The organism is Pseudomonas sp. FYR_2, from assembly GCF_043106425.1.
Lineage (GTDB): Bacteria > Pseudomonadota > Gammaproteobacteria > Pseudomonadales > Pseudomonadaceae > Aquipseudomonas > Aquipseudomonas monteilii.
In genome coordinates, this window is record NZ_JBICMM010000037.1 from 58,542 (window position 1) to 78,574 (window position 20,033).

Consider the following 20,033-nt stretch of genomic DNA (forward strand, 5'->3'; position numbering starts at 1 on the left):
GGCCACAAACCATGGCCTCAGGCCATCACTTTAGCGGGCAACGACCGGCAGGGCCAGCATCATGCCAGCAACCCCAGGGATTTGGCCTTGGCCACCGCCTGCGTACGCCGCTCGACGCCCAGCTTACTGTTGATGTGGCTGGCGTGGGTCTTGACCGTGTGCAGGGAAATGAACAGCCGCTCGCTGATCTGCTGATTGGAGCACCCCTGAGCGATCAGTTCGAGCACAGCCAGCTCACGGCCACTCAACGTCTCGCCGCTGCCCGTGCTGGCGCTTGGCAGCGGTGGCAGGCGCTTGAGCAGTTCGGCCTGAACCGGGCACGCGGCACCTGCCTGCAGTTGCTCGTGAAGCCATTGCGGGTGTTTTTCCAGCAGTGGCTGGAACGGTTGCAGCACGCCGCCACGGGCGGCCTCAAGCAAGCCTGGCAGCAACTGCGCGGCCTGCCCTTCGCGGCCTTCGTCCATCAGCAGGGAGAGCCATTGGCACAGGGCGCTGACGGTGAGCATCATGCCGCCACTGGCCTGCCCGCGCTCGACCAGGCTGGCCAGGCGTTGCACGGCGTCGTCGCCACGTAACTGGATACGCTCGAGCAGCGCCTGCTGCAGCGCAATGTGCAACGGCAGCAGTGGGTGGAACTCCGGTGCTGCCGCTGGCTGCTCACCGCCGTAGGTCTGGCCCAGGCGCAGCAGCCACGACTCGGCCAGGTCGGTGCGCCCCTGGGCCAGCCAGAGTTCGCATTTGACCAGGGTAATCATGGCCAGGTAGTAAACCGGGGGCACGTCCCAGATATGCATCAGGCGCTCAGCCTCGGCCAGTTCGGCAAAGGCCTCGGCAAAGTGCCCTTCCCGCCCATCGAGCGTGGCGATCACGCAATGGCCGATGAGCACACTGATATCCCGGCAGGCCCGTGCCTCGCCCAGCCCCGCGCGCAACCGCGCACGGCCCTGGGCAGGCTGCAGGCGCGAAACCAACAGATAGCCTTCGTAAAGCGTCAGGCGTGCGCGCACGGCATACAGCCGCTGTGCCGAAAGCCCTTGCAGGCGTTGCAGCCCTTGGCGCACTTCGTACAGCGCCCGCAATACTTCGCCACGGGCGTGCAGTACACGCGCCCGGTCGTAATGGGCCAACGCCTCGAACAACGGGTTGCCGACTCGCTGGGCCAGCTCCAGGGCTTCCCGGTTCCAGCCGCGGGCCCGCCAGAAATCACCATCGGCGATGGCCAGGTTGGACAGCATCGAGAGGCACACCAGGCGCTGGCCATAGCGCTTGCTTGGCAGGCTCTGCAGCGCTTCGCTGCAATAGGCCAACGTGCGCTCGCGGTCACCACGGCCTCGGGCAATCACCCTACTCAGCGCCAGCCACTGGGCCAGCATCGACTTTTGCGCGGTCGCCGAAGGTGCGGGCAGGAAGCGGCTGAGGTAGCCGGCAAGCTCCTCGGCCGCGTCCAGTTGGCAAGCCAGGCCCAACGCCCAGCTGTACAGCACGATCAGCCTTGGCGTGCTGATCAGCAGGCTGTCGGGCAAGTCCATCTTCCAGCGCAGCAACATGCCGACGTTCTGTTCGGCCAGCAGTTGCTCCTCGGACAGGCTCTGCACCAGGTCGGCGGCCACATCAAGGTGGCCGGCACGCAAGGCTTGCTCCACCGCCTCGTCCAGCAGGCCCTGGGCTTCGAACCAACGGCTCGCCCGCAAGTGCAAGCCGGCCAGCGGTTCGTTGGCCTGGCGACTGCGCAGCAAGTCGGAGAACAAGTGGTGATAACGGAACCAGTGGCCGTGCTCGTCCAGCGGCACCAGAAACACCTGGTGCGCCTGCAGGAAACGCAGGATCTCGGCGCTGTCGTGGCGGCCCCGCACAGCATCGCAAAGTTGGGCGCAGAAGCGCTCCTGGCACGCGGTTTCGTACAGGAAAGCCTGCACATCGGCGGGCAGCATATCGATGACTTCTTCGAGCAGGTAGTCGCGAATCAGCCCTTCGCCACCATGCAGCGCCTGGGGCAAGGCCTGCTCGTCGGCGCTGTCGCTGGCCGCCAGTTGCCAGAAACGCAACCCGGCCACCCAGCCATCACTGCGCTGGATAAGGTTGTCCAGGGCCTGGCCACGCAAGCCCGTGGGCTGGCGACCGATTACCGCCAGCGACTCTTCGGCGGTAAGGCGCAAATCCTGTTCGTTCAGCTCGACAAGCTGACGCGACAGCCGCAGGCGCGCCAGGTGCCAGTCCGGGCGCTGGCGACTGGTAACCAGCAACACCAGGCCGGCCGGCAGGTGGTTGAGGAAGAACTGCAGGCAACGGTCAAGTACAGGCCCTTGGGCCAGGTGATAATCATCCAGAACAAGCAGCAAAGGTGTATCCGCTTGCAGGTACAACGCCAGCTCGTCGAGCAGGCCGTCAAGCCACTCTTCGAAGGCGAACGGCTGATGGCGCTGGCGCATTTTCAGCAAGCCCATGGCCTGGCCACCCAAGGCCGGGCAGTATTGCTGCAGCCCTTCGAGCAGGCGCTCAAGGAAGCGGCCTGGGTCTGCATCTCGCTGGCTCAGGCCAAGCCATAGGCTGCGCCAGTGTTCGGGCAGTGCCTCGCAAAACTCGATGGCCAGGGAGCTTTTGCCGAAACCCGCCGGGGCGTTGACCAGCAGCAGGCGACCGCCGAGGCCGGTGTACAGACGCTGGCACAGGCGCGGACGCGGCACATGCCCCTCCGGCAGGGGGGGCCGAAAGAAACGCCCGTCCAGCAGGCCCAGGGCCTGACTGGCGAATCCATGCGTACGGGACAGGTCTGTCATGGCCGGCTCGTTCTGGTTGGAAGACTACGGCGATATGGATGCTTGCGAGACTAGCCGGTAACGCAGCGCATTTGAAGATGATGGGCGCATTTGCCCCGGGAAAGACTGCGACAAAAAGCGACAAGGCTGATGGACAAGTGCTGGGGCGGGGGTTTGGGTGGGTATTCAGCAGATTTATTGCCTGTTCGGGCCTCTTCGCGGGCACGCCCGCTCCCACAAATCTTGTGCTGGTTTCGGCTACGGCGCAATCCTGTGGGAGCGGGCGTGCCCGCGAAGAGGCCGGGGCATGAAATGGAAACGCCCCGGCAAGCCGGGGCGTTCTGGGGATCACACGGAGTCTCTCAGGTTACCGAATACCCGACTGCCGCAGCGCTGCTGGCTGGAAGTCAGCCTTGCTGGCACTGAAGCCAAAGTCGTAGGCACGCTTTTCTTCGTTCTTCATGCCTAGGGCCAGGTAGCGCCCCGATTGCAGGTCGTAGATGGTCTCCAGGGTGTACCACGGTACCTCATTGTTGTAATACGGCTGGGAATGAGCTTCGGAAACGCGCCACAACTGGTTGCGACCGTCGTACTGGTCGATCACCGCAGCCTGCCAGGTGTCTTCGTCGATGTAGAAGTCACGCTTGGCATAGATGTGGCGCTGGCCTGGCTTCAGGGTCGCGACCACATGCCACACGCGGCGCAGCTCGTAGCGGGCAAGGTCCTGGTTGATGTGCCCGGCCTTGATGATATCGGTGTACTTCAGCTTGGGGTCGTCCAGCTTGAAGGCGTTGGAGGCGATGTACAGCTCTTTCTTGCCTTCCAGCTTCCAGTCGTAGCGGTCTGGCGCACCGTTGAACATGTCCAGGTTGTCGGAGGTACGCAAGCCATCGGCAGCGGTACCCGGGCCGTCATACGACACCTGCGGCGCCTGGCGCACACGGCGCTGGCCGGCGTTGTAGATCCACGCCTTACGCGGTTCCTTCACCTGATCGAGGGTTTCGTGCACCAGCAGCACGGTACCGGCCAGGCGCGCAGGAGCGGTCACTTCCTGCTTGAAGTAGAACAGGATGTTGCCCGGGTTGTTCGGGTCGTAATCCTTCATCTTGTCGCGGAAGACGAACTGGTCGGAGAAGTACACCGGGTTGAACGAGCCGTTCTGCTGTGGCGTGGCCTGGGTCACCAGGCGGCTGACGCTGCCACCGCGGTAGCGGGTAATGTGGTTCCAGATCACCTCCAGGCCGCTTTGGGGAATCGGGAACGGCACGGCCGTGCGGAAGTTGTTCAGGCCGTTGCCGCCTTCCACCAAAGTGGTCTTGGTGGCGTTTTCCTTGATGGCCGCAAACACATCAGCCGGGACGGTCGAGCCGCGATGGGTTTTGAATACTGGGATCTTGAAGGTGTCCGGGTAGCGCTTGAGCATGGCCAGTTGGCCTGGCGAAAGCTTGTCTTTGTACTGCTCGGCGTTCTGCGCGGTGATGGTGAACAGCGGCTTCTCGCTGCCATATGGATCGGACAGGAAGCCCTTGCCGTCGACACTGCCTGCGCTCTTGGACAACGGCTCCCAAGGGCCGATCGAGCCATCGGCGTTACCGGCCTTTTCGGCGCCCATCGGGGTCAGGGTACTGCCCAGCTTGGCCGCCTCGTCGGCGGATACCGCAGCCATCACGCTGGTCGCCAGCAGGGACAGGCCCAGTACACCGGCTTGCAGCAGACTTCTGGTCTTGTTCATGTCGTGTCGTCCTGGATCTGTGTGCTTAGAAGTTCACGCCGAAGCTGAGGGCGACGAAGTCGCGGTCATCCACGGTGGTGTACTTGCCGTCAAAGAAGTTGGTGTACGACAGGCTCGCCGTGTAGGTGTTCTGGTACTCGGCGTCCAGGCCCAGGCTGACCGCCTTGCGGCCCTCCTCGAAGTTACCGCCAGGGCCTGGCGAGTAGCCGGAGACATCATGGGACCAGGCCACGCTCGGCTTGAGGTTGACCCCGGCGAATACGTCGTTGTAGTCCCAGATAGCGCGGGCGCGGTAGCCCCAGGAGGTGCTGGTGGTGAAACCATCGCTGTTGCAGTTGCGCGACAGGTTGGCGGTAGAGCTTCCCAGGCCGGAGCCATTGATAGTGGAGCCGTTGAGCACCGTACACATGCCACCGGGCAGTTCGCCAGGACCGTAGACCGGGTCACGACCATAGCGTGCCTTGCTGGTGCTCTCCAAGCCGCCTACATGGGTAACACCAACTTCGCCCACCACGGTGAGCCGGCTGGCGCCCATGACCTGGTCGAAGAAGTGGGTAAAGGTAGTCTGGAACTGCGTGATCTCCTTGCGCTTGTAACCATGCAGGTCCTGCCCCGGCGTACCTTGAAGCACGGAGGCATTGCCGAAACCAGTCAGGGGCGTAACGCCAGCAAAGAGGATATCGGTAGAGTTCAGCTGCACCGGCGCATTGGGGCGGTAGCTAAGTTCACCACTCCAGGCAGTACCGGTTGGCAGAGTTGTGGAGAAGCTCAAGCCGTACAGGCGAATATCCTCAGGATACTCGACGAAGTACTGAGAGTTCCCCGCAATGAGCAAGGGGCGAAGCCCCGAAAGCGCTGTCGGCGTGAGGCTGTTGGCAAACGCGAATGCGGCCGGGGAAGCACCGGTCGCACTGAAGATCGGCGCGCGACTGTGGTAGTTCATGAAGTACGCACCAAACTCGGTATCCAGCGGCTCGAACATATAGCGGAAAGCCACACCGAACTGGCCACTGTCGCGGGCATCACGATCAGCACCACGCCTTACCAGCACCCCCTCTTCGTTGTAGTTGACATTGTTGGCGGCAAGCACGCCCCTGGCGATTGCGGGCAGTGCGTTGAGGGTTCGGCTACTGCTCAGCACACGCAGGTTGTCGGTACAGCCGTCGGCAATGATGTCCGGCTGCGAGAAGAAGGTGCCGCAGTTGTCGACAACCGTCTGGTCCCATTCGATCTGGTAGAAGGCCTCGGCCGACAGGTTGTCGGTCAGGCTTTGCGACACATAGAACATGTTGACCGGAATCAGGCCTTCCTTGATTTCGGCCCCCGGACGGCGAAATGCCGATACGTCGATGGGGTTGATCGAGTTGATACCGCCGCCGATGAAGGTACTTTCACCCCAGCTCACCACCTGCTTGCCCAGGCGCACCGAGCCTGGCTGATCGCCGATGGAGTAGTTGTGGTAGACAAAGGCATCGAGCAGTTCGGCGCCAGACGACTTGGCGCCCTCCTTGCGGTTAGAGTCGCTGATGTCCTTGAACTCACGGCTTTCGTCCTTCAGTTCGAAGTCGTACCAGTACTTGCCGCGCACGAACACACCGGTATCGCCGTACTTGAGCTCCAGGTCATGGATGCCCTTGAAGATCTTCGAGAAGGTTTCGCCCTTCTTGAAGTTCAGGTGGCCATCGTCGGAGGTCTGCGACAGGCCCTTGCCGCCGTTGTTGACACCGATCAGGTTCTTGTTGGGGTTGGCCGTCGACCAGCTGGCGCCGATGGAGAGCGAGGAGTCGAACTGGCCTTCGATTTCACCAATGTTGAAGCTGACAGCGAAAGCAGGACTTGCGAGCGTGGAAGCAAGGCTGACGGCCAAGGGCAACTTGGCCCGGCGCCAGAACAGGTTTGCAGATTTCATCGACGCTACTCCATGTACTTTTTTGTTATGGCAGTGAGTCCTTTCAAGAACGGCCCGAGCGACCGGTTTGCAGGTTTGCACCTGCGACGACACGGCTTGCGCGTGTCGCCCTCCCCCATTCCTGAAAATCCCCTGGCCCCGACTATAGCCAGCAAGGCACAGGCGCTTGATCCCTCTAAAGTGTGATTTGCGCTCCATGCCGCCAACTCGCTGCATTGTTGTCCCGGTTGCGGGCTGGCAGTGCTAAAGGATGGCGCATTTCAGCCGTTTGGCAAGGCGTGAAGGCCTCTAGCGTGCGGGTCGCGTTCTGGCGTTCGCGACCCGCACGGCGGTTACAGCGTGGACAGGAAAGCGCTGTTGCTGGCTTGCCACTGGACGATGTCCTGGCGGATGCGTTTCTTGTCGAGCTTGCCGACACTGGTCTTGGGAACTTCAGTAACAACGGCGATCTGGCTAGGGATCGCCCACTTGTTGATGTGCCCTTGCTCGACGAACGGCTTGAGGTGTTCCTTGAGCGCCTTGGCATCGATGGCCTGGCCGTCGCGCACCACCAGCAGGGCAAACGGCCGCTCGCCCCACTGCGGGTCGGCCACCCCGACCACCGCCACTTCACGTACGGCCGGGTGGCGGCTGATCAGGTCTTCCAGATCGAGCGAGGAAATCCACTCGCCACCGGTCTTGATCACATCCTTGATACGGTCACGGATGTCGATGTAGCCCATGCCGTCGAGGGTGGCGACGTCACCGGTGTGGAGCCAGCCGCCCTGCCACAGCTCCTCGCTCTTTTCCGGCTCCTTGAAATACCCCATGGTCAGCCACGGCGCACGCAGCACCAACTCGCCCTGGGTCTCGCCATCGGAAGGAAGGAAGTTGCCGTCGCCATCGACAATCGCCGCTTCGACCAGTGGCACCGGCACGCCGGCCTTGATGCGGTAGGTGATGCGCTCGTCTTCACTGCCAGCCTGCAACTCGTCGTTAAGGTGCGCGGCGGATATCAGCGGGCAGGTCTCGGACATGCCGTACGCTGCGGTTAGCTGGATACCCCGGGCCAGGGCTGCCTGGTAGAGCGAACGGTTGAGCGCGCTGCCGCCGATGATGATCTTCCAGCCGCCGAAGTCCTGGCCCTGCGAGGTCGGGCAGTTGAGCAGCATCTGCAGAATGGTCGGTACGCAATGAGAGAAGGTGACCTTCTCCTCGCGCCACAGCTTGACCAGCATGTCTGGCTCGTAGCGCCCGGGGTACACCTGCTTCATACCGAGCATGGTGGCGGCGTAGGGAATGCCCCAGGCATGCACATGGAACATCGGGGTAATGGGCATGTACACGTCGTTGCTGCCCAGCAGGCGCACGCTGTCGATACTGCCGGTGACCGAAGCCTCGGCCAGCGTATGCAGCACCAGTTGCCGGTGGGTGAAATACACGCCCTTGGGGTTGCCGGTGGTGCCGGTGGTGTAGAAGGTGGTGGCCACCGAATTTTCGTCGAAGTCGGGGAAATCGTAGTGCGGGCTGGCAGCGGCCAGCAATTGCTCGTATTCGCCCACCAGGTTGGGTAGCTCGGCGGTCTTGTCCGGGCCATCGGTCAGCAGCAGGGTCTTGTCGACGGTGGTCAGCTGCCCGGCAATACCCTGGTAGAGGCCGACGAAATCGCTGTTGACCAGCACCACGCGGTCTTCGGCGTGGTTCATGGTGTAGAGGATCTGCTCGGGCGACAGGCGCACGTTGATGGTGTGCACCACGGCGCCGATCATCGGGATGGCGAACATGCATTCCAGGTAGCGGTGGCTGTCCCAGTCCATCACCGCCACGGTGTCACCGGCCTTTACTCCGGCCTCGGTCAGCACATTGGCCAGGCGTGCGATACGTTCGTTGAGCTGTGGATACGTCAGCCGCAACTGGTCGCGATAGACGATTTCACGGGTCTTTTCATAGCGGCTGCCAGACATCAGCAGGCGCTTGATCAGCAGTGGGTAGGCGTAGGCGCCCTCGGCGGGCTTGATGATGCGGGTCTGCAACATGGGTATCCCTTTTCTGAAAAGCGAGCCGGACAAGTCTGACAACTACTGTAGTGCCGCAATGTGACGGCTAAATCAGCCGAAGGAATGATTTGCGAGCCAAAGGTATGAGTGGCAGGCGTTGACGGGCGGTAACCCCGGGCTAGACACTGCGCCTGTAGACGCGGGCGTGCCCGCGAATGGCCATAACACCAATATCCCGCCCAGCCACCGGAGCCCCCCATGCCCAGCCCGCGTCGCGCCGTGTTTCTTGATCACCACTCCCTGGACCTTGGCGACCTCGACCTTTCGCCCCTGAAGCAGCAGTTCGATGAATTCGAGCTGTTCGCCGCCACCCGTCCCGACCAAGTGGCAGAGCGCCTGCAAGGCGCGGTGGCGGTGGTCAGCAACAAGGTAATGCTCGACGCTGCGACCCTGGCCGCAAACCTGCAACTGAAGCTGATCCTTGTGGCCGCCACCGGCACCAACAATGTCGACCTGGCAGCGGCGCGCGCCCAAGGCATCACCGTCTGCAACTGCCAGGGTTACGGCACACCGTCCGTCGCACAGCACACCCTCGCCCTGCTGCTGGCCCTGGCCACCCGACTGTGCGACTACAACCAGGCAGTAGCCGACGGCCAATGGGCCAAGGCCAGCCAGTTCTGCCTGCTGGACTTCCCCATCATCGAGCTGGAGGGCAAAACCCTCGGCCTGCTCGGTCACGGCGAGCTCGGCGGCGCGGTGGCGCGGCTGGCCGAGGCCTTTGGCATGCGGGTACTGAGCGGGCAGATTCCCGGCCGCCCGGAACGTGACGACCGGCTGCCACTGGACGAACTACTGCCGCAAGTGGACGCCTTGACGCTGCATTGCCCACTGAACGAGCACACCCGGCATATGCTCGGTGCCCGCGAACTGGCCCTGCTCAAGCCCAGTGCGCTGGTGGTCAACACTGCCCGTGGCGGCCTGATCGACGAACAGGCGTTGGCCGACGCCCTGCGCCAAGGCCACTTGGGCGGCGCGGCCACCGATGTGTTGAGTGTGGAGCCGCCGGTCAACGGCAATCCGCTGCTCGAACCGGGCATCCCGCGCCTGATCATCACCCCGCACAGCGCCTGGGGTGCGGTAGAGTCGCGCCAGCGTATCGTCGGCCAGCTCAGCGAGAACGCCCAGGCCTTCTTCGCCGGGCAGCCACGCCGCGTGGTCAGCTGAGCCCGGCGCCCGCCTCTGCTACACTGCGCCACTTTTTCCAGGAGGCGTCGTCCATGGACCCGCGCAGTGAAGTGTTGCTCCGCCAGGCAGAGCTGTTCCAGGGGCCGCTGCTGATCGCTGGCGCCCCCGCCGACGGCCTGCTCGCCCAATTGCCTCAGGCCAAGGCCTGGACTTGGCACGCCGGCGATCAGGCCATGCTCGACAGCCGCTTCGCCGGCCGCAGCCATTTCGGGGTCGAGCCGCCTGAAATGGCATTCGACAGCGCCGTGCTGTTCCTGCCCAAGTCCCGTGAGCTGGCGGCCTACCTGCTGAATGCCCTGGCATCGCGCCTGGCCGGTCGTGAGCTGTACCTGGTCGGCGAAAAACGCGGCGGCATCGAAGGCGCGGCCAAGCAGCTACAGGCCTTTGGCAAACCGCGCAAGCTGGACAGCGCCCGCCACTGCCAGCTATGGCAAGTGACCATCGAGCAGGCACCCGAGGCCAAGCCACTGGCAAGCCTGGCCGAGCACTTCGAGCTGGCGCTGGAAGACGGCCCTTTGCAGGTGGTCAGCCTGCCGGGCGTATTCAGCCACGGCCGCCTCGACCGCGGTACTGCCCTGCTGCTCAAGCACCTCGACGGTCTGCCAGTCGGCCATGTGCTGGACTTCGGCTGCGGCGCAGGGATATTGGGCGCCACGGTCAAGCGCCGTTATCCACAAAGCCGGGTAACGCTGCTGGATGTGGACGCCTTCGCGGTAGAAGCCAGTCGCCTGACGCTGGCTGCCAACGGCCTGGAGGGTGAGGTGATCAGCGGTGATGGCATTGATGCTGCACCTGCCGATCTGAGCCTGATTCTGAGCAACCCGCCGTTCCATACCGGGGTGCACACCAATTACCAGGCCTCGGAGAACTTGCTGAAAAAATCTGCCGTTCATCTGCGAAAAGGTGGGGAAATGCGCTTGGTCGCCAACAGCTTCCTGCGCTACCAACCGCTGATCGAAGGGGCACTGGGCAACTGCCAGGTACGCGACGAGGCCGACGGCTTCCGTATCTACCGCGCAACCCACGGATAAAAAACAGCACTTGCCGAAAGCGTTTTGCCTAGGCAGAATCCGCACCGTCCTAGGGGAGTAGTCTCCCGCGAGCGCACTGCTCGCCCGGTACGCGTCAACATACTTGGTCCACAGACCATGGCGCGTGCGACCCACCATGCCAGCCTGCATGGAGAGATCCGCGTAGACGGATCCAGGGTTTGACAAGACCTATGACACGCACACCTTACCCGGGGCGGGGAGGCTGTACGTGTCATAGCCGTGTCGACCCGCCCCCGTAGGAATCCTGATGCTGGAATCTCTGTTGGTCCCCACCGCTATCGTTGCCTTGGCCGAAATCGGCGACAAGACGCAACTGCTCGCTCTCATTCTTGCTGCCCGCTTCCGCAAGCCTTGGCCAATCATCGCCGGCATCATCGCCGCCACGCTGGCCAACCATGCGGCGGCCGGTGCCGTGGGCGCCTGGTTTGGCAGTTTCTTCAGCGACTCGGCCCTGCACTGGATCCTGGCCGCGAGCTTTACCGCCACCGCGCTGTGGACACTGGTACCGGACAAGATGGATGACGAGGAAAACCCGGCACGTCGCTTCGGGCCGTTCCTGACCACGCTGATCGCGTTCTTCCTGGCCGAAATCGGTGACAAGACCCAGGTTGCAACCGTGATGCTGGCTGCGCAGTATCCGCACCTGATCATGGTCATTATCGGTACCACGCTGGGCATGCTGATTGCCAACGTGCCGGTGGTTCTGGCGGGTAACTTCGCGGCAGACAAGCTGCCACTGACGCTGATTCGTCGCCTGGCGGCCACGGCGTTCTTCGTGCTGGCGATCGTGGCCGTCTATTCGGCGATGAAGGCCAGCGGCTGGATCGGCTAAATGCTGAAGGGGCCGCTCTGCGGCCCCTTGCAGCCTTACTGCTTGGCCGCTGCCTGATACAACGGCATCACTTTCGGAATCGCTGCCTGCAACGAAGCGATACGGCTTTCAGAAGCCGGGTGAGTGCTCATGAACTCTGGCGGTGCGCCTTCGGAAGCCTTGCTCATCTTGTTCCACAAGGTGATCGCGGCATTCGGGTCATAACCCGCACGGGCCGACAGTTCCAGGCCGATCAGGTCGGCTTCGTTTTCATTGGCCCGGCTGTTGGGCAGGGTCATGGAGTAGTTCACCACGGCATCGGCCATGGCCATGGTGCCCTCGCCCAGGCCCAGGAGGGCACCGGCACCCTGGCGGGCCATTTGCACGCCATAGGCCTTGGACATCGCCTCACGGCTGTGCTCACGCAGGGCGTGGGCAATTTCATGCCCCACCACGGCGGCAATTTCAGCATCGGTGAGCTTGAGCTGATCGATCAGCCCGGTGTAGACAATGATCTTGCCGCCTGGGCCGCAGTTGGCATTCAGCTCGTCGCTCTTGATCACGTTGACTTCCCAGTTCCACTGCGCGGCATCCGGGCGGAACTTCGGCGCCTGGGCGATCAGGCGGTTGGCGATGACCTGCACGCGTTTGGCATCGGCGCTGGACTTGTCGAGCACACCCTTGCTCGATGCTTCGCCCAAGGTCTGCTGGTACGACTGGGCGTACATCTGGTTGACCTCATCGGTCGAAAGCATGCTGAACATGTACTGCTGGCGCTGTACGCCGACAGCACCGCCGCTGGTGGTGTTCACCGCCTGGCAGCCGGCCAGCAGGATGCCAGCACTCAACAGGCTGACAACAAAAGACTTACGCATGAAAACACTCCCTATCCACATGCGGCGTATCCTAGGCCGACTCGCCTGTGGCTGCCATAGCCGCAGGGAAGATTTTATCGACCAGCGCATCAGGCTGGGGTCAGGCACTCCGGCGCATCCAGCTTCGGGTCATTGACGAAATTGGCCAGGGCCCGCTCGCGCAGCTGTGCCGCAGGGCTGGCCAACAACTCGTGCAAGCGGGTAACCGGCGTATCCGGGTCGAGCCAGGCCGCCTGCCCCGCCTCATCCAGTATCAGCGGTCGACGCTGGTTCATGGCCGCCTGGGTCACCACCGCACAGCTAAGCCACACCTGATCCTGCACGGGATAGGCCTCCCACACCGCCGCAAAGTACAGCGACGAACCCTCCCCCGGGGTCAACCAGTACGGGCGTTTACGCACGCTGCCACGCCACTCGTAAAAGCCGTTGGCCGGCATCAGGCAGCGGCGCTGGCGAAACGCCTCGCGAAACATGGGTTGCTCGGCCAGCGTTTCGGCGCGGGCATGGGCGGGGGTGCGGGACAGGTCGGTAAGCCAGGCCGGGGTCAGCCCCCAGCGCGCCTTGGCCAGTTGCAGCTGGCCGTCGAGCTGGCGCTGGATCAGCACCGTGGCACCGGGAGCAATGTTCCATTGGGCCGGCTGGCCTTCAGGAAAACCAGGCAGGCTGGCCAGCGCCTGGGGCCAGCGAAACAGGGCGTAACGTCCACACATGGGCGAATTCAGAACCTAGCAGATCAAGGTACCGGGGAAACTCTCCGGTTCGTCGCCAACCAGTGGCTGGGCATCATTGTACGCATCGATCAGTTGCCGTGCGTACTCGGCCTGCTCATCCGCTACCGCAAGCCCCAGCAAGCCTTGCATCGGCAACTCGCCCACGCCGCCCATCAGGTCACGGCCCACCAGTTGCACGTCGACACCCTCACTGGCCAGCATCCCGATCAGCATTTCGGCTTCGAGCAGGTTTTCCGGTTCATAGATCCGCCGCATCAGTCGTTCTCACCGAAGACATCCAGCATCCACTCCTCGCCATGAACCTGCAGCACGAAGCGGATAGGCTTGCAGCATACCTGGCAGTCCTCGATGTACTCCTGATCGCCGCCGGACAGGTCCACCGTGGTTTCGACTTCTTCGCCACAATAAGGGCAATCGTAGATCGCAGTTTCCAGCATCGCGGCCTCCGGGGTGACTTATGCGTATAATTGCCGGTCTATTTACAGGGCCAGTGTGTGTCCGAGCCGTTTTTCGGAGCCCGCCCCTACCTTATTACCCTAGCCGTTTCCAACAAGAGAGCATGATGGGCGAATTCGATGCCATCCGACCGTACGACGACGCTGAGGTCCCTGCCGTTCTGGCACGCCTGCTCAGCGACCCGGCATTCCTCGATATCCTCACCCACTTCCGCTTCCCGCGTGCGGCCGGTGCTCTCGGCTGGTTGCTCAAACCGCTGATTGCCCGCCGCCTGCGCAAGGAATTCGCCGGCGTTACCTGCGTGTCCACCTTGCAGGACAAAGTCGAGTACTACGTCGACCAGACTATCGACCGTGCTACCGACGGCGTCACCTATTCGGGCGTGGAGCAGCTCAAGGCCGGCACTGCCTACCTGTTCCTGGCCAACCACCGTGACATCGTCATGGACCCCGCCTTCGTCAACTATGCGGTGTACCACGCCGGCCTGCCCACGCCGCGCATCGCCATTGGTGACAACCTGCTGCAAAAGCCCTTTGTCAGCGACATGATGCGCCTGAACAAAAGCTTCATCGTGCACCGTTCGATCAGCGGCCGCCGCGAGAAGCTGGCGGCTTACCAGTTGCTCTCGGCCTACATCAACCACTCGATCCGCAACGATGCCACCTCGATCTGGATCGCCCAGGCCGAAGGGCGGGCCAAGGACGGTGACGACCGCACCGACTCGGCGATCCTCAAGATGTTCCACATGAGCCGCAAGGACGAGCCGTTCGGCGCGGTGATCCAGAGCCTTAACCTGACGCCCGTGTCGATCAGCTACGAATACGACCCGTGCGACCAGGCCAAGGCCCGCGAGCTTTACATCCGCGCCACCACCGGCACCTACAAGAAGGCGCCGGGCGAGGATGACAACAGCATCGCCAAGGGCATTACCGGCTACAAGGGCCGGGTGCACATCAACTTCGCCCCACCGGTGACCGAATACCACGAGGACACCAAGCAGCTGGCGGCGGAAATCGACCGGCAGATCCTGGGTGGTTACCGGCTATTCCCGGTGCATTACCTGGCATATGCGATGTGGGACGCCAAAGATGAAGCGCTGCAGGTGCCAAGCGCCGAAAAAGTGTTCCCGGCTGATGAGCTGGCCAAGGCCAAGGAAGAATGGCAGCGCCGGCTGGATGCCTGCCCTGAAGAGCAACGGCCATACCTGGTGGTGCAGTATGCGACACCGGTGCGTAACCAGTACCAGGTCAGGCAACAAGCGCCGGTCGCCTGATAGATTGCTGGGGGCTGCTTTGCGGCCCCAATGGCTATCAGACCCAGGTACTGAACCAGGACAGCAACAACGCCATCGCCAGGCACGAGAAACCGAGGATATAGAAGTACTTCGGCACCCGCAGGTCGAACGCGTCCACAATCCCCTCATCCACCGCCATGTATTCACGGGTCTCGGCATCACGCCGCCGCGCACTGTGCAGCAGCAACCCACCCGGACAGGTCAGCAGCAGCGCCAGCAGGTTGATCCACTTGGCGGGGTGGGCGGACAGAAACCCCCAGAGCACTTGCAAGGACATCAGGCGACCTCGGTGTGAGCAGCAACAAAGGCCCGCATTTTACCCAAGTTGCACCCCGGTACCCTGCGTGGGCGACAAAGTGTCATTAAATTTCATCTGTCATTAGCTCGTCATCAGAACAGGCCACCCTATCGGCCTTTCATGACCCGGAGCTTGTTCATGTTGCACGCCGAAAACCAGGACCGCCTTTACCTCGTCGCCCAGAGCGATGAACAACAGGCGCTGATCGATGGTTTTGCCATCAACGTGCAGGACCGCCAATGGCTCGTCTACTGTGCGCTAGGCGGGCACGTGCACGAAGACTTGCCCGAAGTGGATGCCGGAACCGGCTTCAGCCTGCTGGATTTCCACATAGAAGCGGCTTGAACCTGCACAGACAAAAAAACCCGCTGCCGGGCACCCAGGCAGCGGGTTTTCTTTTATTGCCGAAGGCTTACTGCCCCAACACCTGCCCGATGGTCGGGTCTTTGAACATACGGGTCAGCGCATCGCTCAGCACATCGCCCACCAGCTGGGTGTTGGTGTCCTGGTTCGGCGCCATGCCGAAACGCTGGTCCAGCGAAGCACCGTAACGGCCGCTGTAGCTGCGGCCGCCGTTGCGCACGTCGGCACGGAAAGTGGCGCCGATGGTGGCTTCGGTCACGTACAGGTTGTCTTTGGGCGACTGGTATTTCAGCTCGGCCAGGGTCACGGTCAGCTGCGGTGCGTTATAGGCATTTGGCGCCGGGGTAAAACCGAGCAGGCGCACGGCCGCTTCGGCCTGGGCTTGCAGCTTGGGCACCACGTCATTACCGCTGACGCTGATGGTGCTGGTTTCAGGGTACATGCCACCACGGGTACCCAGGGACTGCGAAGCCCGGCCGTCAACCACCCGGACCACCACCGGCTGGCCATGGCCGATCGGCGTGAGCTGGGCCTTGAGCGTGGGTTGCGGGTTGAGTTGTTGCGGGCTGTGGGCACAACCGACCAGGCTGAGGCTGGCCACGGCGATCAAACCGAACAACAGACGTTGCAACATGCGCGTTTCTCCAGAAAATGCGGCTAAGGCGCACAGTATACCTAGGCACGCATCGACCAGTCATCGGTCCGGCCCGCTTGTCACAATCGTTTCATGGCCTCGCCCTTATCCTTGCGCCAAGCCCTCACGCAAAGGACTCCCCGTCATGGCCTCGCTCTGGACGCTGCTCTTCCAACGCCCGCGCCACAATGCCTATGCCCGCCTCGATGCCCACGGCAAATGCGTGGCCTTCAAGCAATGCGGCCAGGCACCCAGCGGCAGCGACTGGGTCCGGATTGGTGAAATCCGGTTGGCCTGGCTGGGCCACGAACTGCCTGCCGACGCCCGGGTTTGCGCCCGCGCAAGCCGCCGCTGGCACCAGCGCATCCTCGCGGCCTGACAAACGCTGCAATAAAAACCACGAATGGCGACATTTCTGCCCGCGACATCGCTATAATCTCCCCCCGATTATAAGGACGTCTCCTGATCGGGCCCCGCACTCGCCGATTGACCCCGGCAACTTCACCGCTTCGCCCACAGAGAGCCTTCCACTCAGGTCTTGCATCGGCTGTCGTGCCTGCTTTTCCGGCCCTTCACACTGCATGAACCTGCGGGTTGCCATCGCGCAGTCCCCCTTTGAGGTTCACGTCTCCAAAAGAGCGTGAAAAAACGGTTTTCACAACTTCACAAGAGTGTGGCGAGCAAATGAACAGTCTGGCATGTGCAAAAGCGGCAGATGTGTCCCGAACAGCCCTGAACAGGCGGCAAATGCGCTCATCCCGTATGAGTGTCTGAACCGATCCATAACGCACGCACGACACCTTGACCATAAGTCGAATTGCCGCACCTGTGGCAAACGGCGTTCAATACCCGAACCCGAAGACTGATTGGCGGTGTCCGCGGAAGTTGCAAGAACTGCGAAAAGTCGGACATGGCGACCCTGGCGAACCCAGGTCCTATGCTGTCAATTAGGTAGCTGTAGATTGTGGAGACGCGTTAAATGGCGCAGAACGAATCGGTTGATGTGGTACTGGTAGGCGCGGGCATCATGAGTGCCACCCTGGCCGTACTGCTCAAGGAGCTCGACCCGACCCTGAAGCTTGAGGTCGTCGAGGCGATGGACTCCGGAGCCGCGGAAAGCTCCAACCCCTGGAACAACGCAGGCACCGGCCACGCCGGTCTGTGCGAGCTTAACTACACGCCCCAGGCCGCCGATGGCAGTATCGACATCAAGAAGGCCGTGCACATCAACACCCAGTTCGAGGTTTCGCGCCAGTTCTGGGCTTACCTGAGCAAGAAGGGCAACTTCGGCTCGGCACGTGCGTTCATCAACCCTGTCCCGCACCTGAGCTACGTCGAAGGTGACAAGGGTATTTCCTTCCTCAAGAAGCGCTTCGAATTGCTCAAGCAGCACCATGCCTTCGCCGACATGGAATACACCGAAGACAAGGCCGTGATGAACGACTGGATGCCGCTGATGATGCCTGGCCGCCCAGCCGACCAGCACATCGCCGCTACCCGCGTGGCCAAAGGCACCGACGTCAACTTCGGCGCCCTGACCAACAAGCTGCTCAAGCTGCTGGGCGACTCGCAGGACGCACAGGTCAAGTACAGCAAGAAGGTTGTCGGCCTGCGCCGTAACGGCAGCGGCTGGACCGTGAGCATCAAGGACGTCAACAGCGGCGGCAGCCGTGAAGTGGACGCCCGCTTCGTCTTCCTCGGCGCCGGTGGCGCGGCCCTGCCGCTGCTCCAGCTGTCGGGCATCCCGGAAAGCAAAGGCTTCGGCGGCTTCCCGGTCAGCGGCCAGTGGCTGCGTTGCGACAACCCGGAAATCGTCAAGCAGCACCAGGCCAAGGTCTACAGCCAGGCCGCTGTGGGCGCCCCGCCGATGTCGGTACCGCACCTGGACACCCGCGTTGTGGACGGCAAGACTTCGCTGCTGTTCGGCCCGTATGCTGGCTTCACCACCAAGTTCCTCAAGCACGGTTCGCTGATGGACCTGCCGCTGTCGGTACGCATGGGCAACATCGGCCCGATGCTGGCCGTGGCCCGCGACAACATGGACCTGACCAAGTACCTGGTCAGCGAAGTGATGCAGTCGATGGAGCAGCGCCTGGAGGCCCTGCGTCGATTCTACCCGCAGGCCAAGGCCGAAGACTGGCGCCTGGAAGTAGCTGGTCAGCGCGTGCAGATCATCAAGAAAGACCCGAAGAAAGGCGGCGTGCTGCAGTTTGGTACGGAGCTGGTCTCGGCCCAGGACGGCAGCCTGGCCGCACTGCTCGGCGCATCGCCAGGTGCTTCGGTCACCGTGTCGATCATGCTGGAACTGATCGAGCGCTGCTTCCCCGAGCAGGCCAAAGGTGCCTGGGCTGCCAAGCTCAAGGAAATCTTCCCGGCGCGCGAGAAGGCGCTGGCGACCGATGCCGCTCTGTACCACAAGATCAGTGCCGACAACGACGTGGCGCTCGACTTGGTGGAAAGCAGCCCGGCAGCCAAGCATTACGCTTAAGCCGGCCTGAAACGAAAAAACGCCCCTCGGGGCGTTTTTTTGTGCCTGGGCCGTTATCAGCCGCGGGCGTTATCGATGATCTCGATGTACTCCGGCGCATTGCGCTGGTCGGCAATCTGCTCGACGAAGGTCTTGCCGTGCTCGTCCTTGCCATCCAGGTCCAGGCCCGCTTCGACGAAGAAGCCGACAAAGCGCTCGAAGTCATCGACGCGCAGGCCACGGTAGGCCTTGACCAGCTTGTGCAGCGACGGCGAGGTCACGCCATCGGCCGGCTCGAACTGAAGAAACGACTTGATGTAGTCGTCGCTGATTTCGTCACCGATTACCTGTTTCTTGTCTTTACGCATTGCCGACTCCAACTGGACCATCACGGAATTTCGAAGGCCGGCAGTGTACCCCCCGCAGGCCGCGTGCCTCAACGCGTACGTACGGTACCGGTGTGCAGGTCGGCCCAGATATGACCGTTGCCATAGGTCAGAAACTGCACGTAGAGCGTTTCGTTGCGCAGCAGGTCCATGATCACCCGATAGTCGCTGACCGGGTAATTCAGGCTCAGAGTGCGGTTTTTTTCGTCATACACGGGTTTCTTCAGGCTCTTGGCCGCCTCACCATCGAACGTCAGCAGCACCTGGGCAATGGTCGCGCCCTTGCTCAGCGGCTTGCCTTTCAGGCGCACCTGCAACGAAGACGTGATCGGGATCGGCTGCTGATCGGACTGGCGCTGGGCACCCACCACCACGGAGTAGTCGGTCACTTGCAGCAATTGCTGGCCGGTCGGCGCCTCCTGGCGTAAAGACAGGTCGTCAGGTGGCAGGAACTGACTGTGCAGCGGTGCGGCGGCGAGTGGCAGGCTGACTGCCAGCAGGAGGGGAAGAATCGCACGCATGTGAGGCTCCTTGTATGAAGGAGCACTCTAGCATGCCGTGTGCAGGCACTATCAATCGAACTGCGCGCGCATCCAGGCCTGGTACTCGGCGACACCCTCTTCGCCTTCACGCGGCGCCCAGTGCGCATGCTCGCCCTCGCCCACTGGCCGATAAGGCCCGGCCTTGCATTCGAACAGCATGCTGTCTGGCTCCAGCACCACCAGGCCATGGTAGGTGCCCGGTGGCAGGTCCACGCCCAGGCAGTCGCCGCCCGCCTGCAGCACCCGCCTGGCGGTTACCACGCCCTGCTCATCGAAGATCAGCAGGCCCAGGCGGCCCTTGAGCACGATCAGGGCTTCAGCCTTGTCGTCGCTCAGGTGGCGGTGCGGCGGAATATAGGTACTCGGCTGCAGCCCCACCGCCATGCGGTGGCAAGGCTCTTCCATCTCATGGAAGGTGTGATGCTGCCGCCCGCGCGGGTTGGCGGCAGCCTTTTCGGCCAGCCCGGCGAACAGCGATTGGTCGATGAACGCAGGCTGGCGCACGG

At 62.5% G+C, this 20,033-nt stretch carries 20 protein-coding genes and 1 riboswitch; of the genes, 7 read left to right on the forward strand and 13 right to left on the reverse strand.

All coding sequences use genetic code 11. The features are described 5' to 3' along the window. Window positions 1–59 precede the first annotated feature (59 nt). From ACF8R4_RS15115 to ACF8R4_RS15130, 4 genes are all read right to left on the reverse strand, one after another. Entirely contained in the window at window positions 60–2,777 is a 2,718-nt protein-coding gene (locus ACF8R4_RS15115) for a LuxR C-terminal-related transcriptional regulator (RefSeq protein ID WP_392492824.1), read from the reverse strand. Window positions 2,778–3,123: 346 nt separating this feature from the next. Continuing rightward, window positions 3,124–4,488, reverse strand: coding sequence for a DUF1329 domain-containing protein (locus tag ACF8R4_RS15120; RefSeq protein WP_104833422.1), 1,365 nt, complete (start codon window positions 4,486–4,488; stop codon window positions 3,124–3,126). Between the two features lie 25 nt (window positions 4,489–4,513). Beyond that, entirely contained in the window at window positions 4,514–6,397 is a 1,884-nt protein-coding gene (locus ACF8R4_RS15125) for a DUF1302 domain-containing protein (protein WP_060500148.1), read from the reverse strand. Window positions 6,398–6,729: 332 nt separating this feature from the next. After that, a complete protein-coding gene (locus ACF8R4_RS15130) occupies window positions 6,730–8,412 on the reverse strand; it encodes a fatty acid--CoA ligase (protein ID WP_060500147.1) in 1,683 nt (560 codons plus the stop codon). 219 nt (window positions 8,413–8,631) lie between these two features. Here ACF8R4_RS15130 and ACF8R4_RS15135 point away from each other — a divergent pair, with 219 nt between their 5' ends. From ACF8R4_RS15135 to ACF8R4_RS15145, 3 genes are all read left to right on the forward strand, one after another. After that, window positions 8,632–9,597, forward strand: a complete 966-nt coding sequence (locus ACF8R4_RS15135; RefSeq protein WP_392492826.1) for a 2-hydroxyacid dehydrogenase — start codon at window positions 8,632–8,634, stop codon at window positions 9,595–9,597. A gap of 53 nt (window positions 9,598–9,650) precedes the next feature. After that, the gene (locus ACF8R4_RS15140) at window positions 9,651–10,649 is read left to right on the forward strand and encodes a class I SAM-dependent methyltransferase (protein WP_060500145.1); all 999 of its coding nucleotides are present in this window, start codon (window positions 9,651–9,653) and stop codon (window positions 10,647–10,649) included. Window positions 10,650–10,689: 40 nt separating this feature from the next. After that, window positions 10,690–10,829: riboswitch (yybP-ykoY riboswitch) on the forward strand. An 88-nt stretch (window positions 10,830–10,917) separates the two neighbouring features. Further along, window positions 10,918–11,502 (forward strand): TMEM165/GDT1 family protein, encoded by a 585-nt coding sequence (locus ACF8R4_RS15145; protein ID WP_060500144.1) that lies wholly within the window; start codon window positions 10,918–10,920, stop codon window positions 11,500–11,502. A gap of 35 nt (window positions 11,503–11,537) precedes the next feature. Here the strand turns inward: ACF8R4_RS15145 and ACF8R4_RS15150 are convergent, their stop codons facing one another. From ACF8R4_RS15150 to ACF8R4_RS15165, 4 genes are all read right to left on the reverse strand, one after another. Beyond that, window positions 11,538–12,356, reverse strand: a complete 819-nt coding sequence (locus ACF8R4_RS15150; RefSeq protein WP_060500143.1) for a M48 family metallopeptidase — start codon at window positions 12,354–12,356, stop codon at window positions 11,538–11,540. 89 nt (window positions 12,357–12,445) lie between these two features. Further along, entirely contained in the window at window positions 12,446–13,066 is a 621-nt protein-coding gene (locus ACF8R4_RS15155) for an SOS response-associated peptidase (RefSeq protein ID WP_060500142.1), read from the reverse strand. Window positions 13,067–13,081: 15 nt separating this feature from the next. Continuing rightward, the gene (locus ACF8R4_RS15160) at window positions 13,082–13,342 is read right to left on the reverse strand and encodes a putative signal transducing protein (RefSeq protein WP_060500141.1); all 261 of its coding nucleotides are present in this window, start codon (window positions 13,340–13,342) and stop codon (window positions 13,082–13,084) included. Beyond that, window positions 13,342–13,524: a CPXCG motif-containing cysteine-rich protein gene (locus ACF8R4_RS15165; RefSeq protein WP_012270508.1), complete on the reverse strand. Its 183-nt coding sequence runs from the start codon at window positions 13,522–13,524 to the stop codon at window positions 13,342–13,344. Before ACF8R4_RS15165 ends, ACF8R4_RS15160 begins: the two co-directional genes overlap by 1 nt. Window positions 13,525–13,649: 125 nt before the next feature. Between ACF8R4_RS15165 and ACF8R4_RS15170 the strand changes: the two genes are divergently transcribed. Further along, a complete protein-coding gene (locus ACF8R4_RS15170) occupies window positions 13,650–14,816 on the forward strand; it encodes a 1-acyl-sn-glycerol-3-phosphate acyltransferase (RefSeq protein ID WP_060500140.1) in 1,167 nt (388 codons plus the stop codon). 37 nt (window positions 14,817–14,853) lie between these two features. Here ACF8R4_RS15170 and ACF8R4_RS15175 read toward each other — a convergent pair whose 3' ends face one another. After that, a complete protein-coding gene (locus tag ACF8R4_RS15175) occupies window positions 14,854–15,114 on the reverse strand; it encodes a hypothetical protein (RefSeq protein ID WP_016713288.1) in 261 nt (86 codons plus the stop codon). Window positions 15,115–15,273: 159 nt separating this feature from the next. Between ACF8R4_RS15175 and ACF8R4_RS15180 the strand changes: the two genes are divergently transcribed. After that, on the forward strand, window positions 15,274–15,480 hold the full coding sequence (locus ACF8R4_RS15180; RefSeq protein ID WP_003247353.1) for a hypothetical protein: 207 nt from the start codon (window positions 15,274–15,276) through the stop codon (window positions 15,478–15,480). A gap of 67 nt (window positions 15,481–15,547) precedes the next feature. Here the strand turns inward: ACF8R4_RS15180 and ACF8R4_RS15185 are convergent, their stop codons facing one another. After that, a complete protein-coding gene (locus ACF8R4_RS15185) occupies window positions 15,548–16,132 on the reverse strand; it encodes a YajG family lipoprotein (RefSeq protein WP_392492829.1) in 585 nt (194 codons plus the stop codon). Between the two features lie 145 nt (window positions 16,133–16,277). Between ACF8R4_RS15185 and ACF8R4_RS15190 the strand changes: the two genes are divergently transcribed. Further along, window positions 16,278–16,511: a hypothetical protein gene (locus ACF8R4_RS15190; RefSeq protein WP_060500139.1), complete on the forward strand. Its 234-nt coding sequence runs from the start codon at window positions 16,278–16,280 to the stop codon at window positions 16,509–16,511. Window positions 16,512–17,111: 600 nt separating this feature from the next. Beyond that, the gene (gene mqo, locus ACF8R4_RS15195) at window positions 17,112–18,620 is read left to right on the forward strand and encodes a malate dehydrogenase (quinone) (protein WP_060500138.1); all 1,509 of its coding nucleotides are present in this window, start codon (window positions 17,112–17,114) and stop codon (window positions 18,618–18,620) included. Between the two features lie 56 nt (window positions 18,621–18,676). Here the strand turns inward: mqo and ACF8R4_RS15200 are convergent, their stop codons facing one another. The 3 genes from ACF8R4_RS15200 to ACF8R4_RS15210 all read right to left on the reverse strand — a co-directional run bounded on the left by ACF8R4_RS15200 (window position 18,677) and on the right by ACF8R4_RS15210 (window position 20,031). Then, window positions 18,677–18,967: a PA4642 family protein gene (locus ACF8R4_RS15200; protein ID WP_051095858.1), complete on the reverse strand. Its 291-nt coding sequence runs from the start codon at window positions 18,965–18,967 to the stop codon at window positions 18,677–18,679. Between the two features lie 68 nt (window positions 18,968–19,035). Beyond that, on the reverse strand, window positions 19,036–19,506 hold the full coding sequence (locus tag ACF8R4_RS15205; protein WP_060500137.1) for a hypothetical protein: 471 nt from the start codon (window positions 19,504–19,506) through the stop codon (window positions 19,036–19,038). A gap of 51 nt (window positions 19,507–19,557) precedes the next feature. After that, window positions 19,558–20,031: a WbuC family cupin fold metalloprotein gene (locus ACF8R4_RS15210; RefSeq protein ID WP_060500136.1), complete on the reverse strand. Its 474-nt coding sequence runs from the start codon at window positions 20,029–20,031 to the stop codon at window positions 19,558–19,560. Window positions 20,032–20,033: the final 2 nt, after the last annotated feature.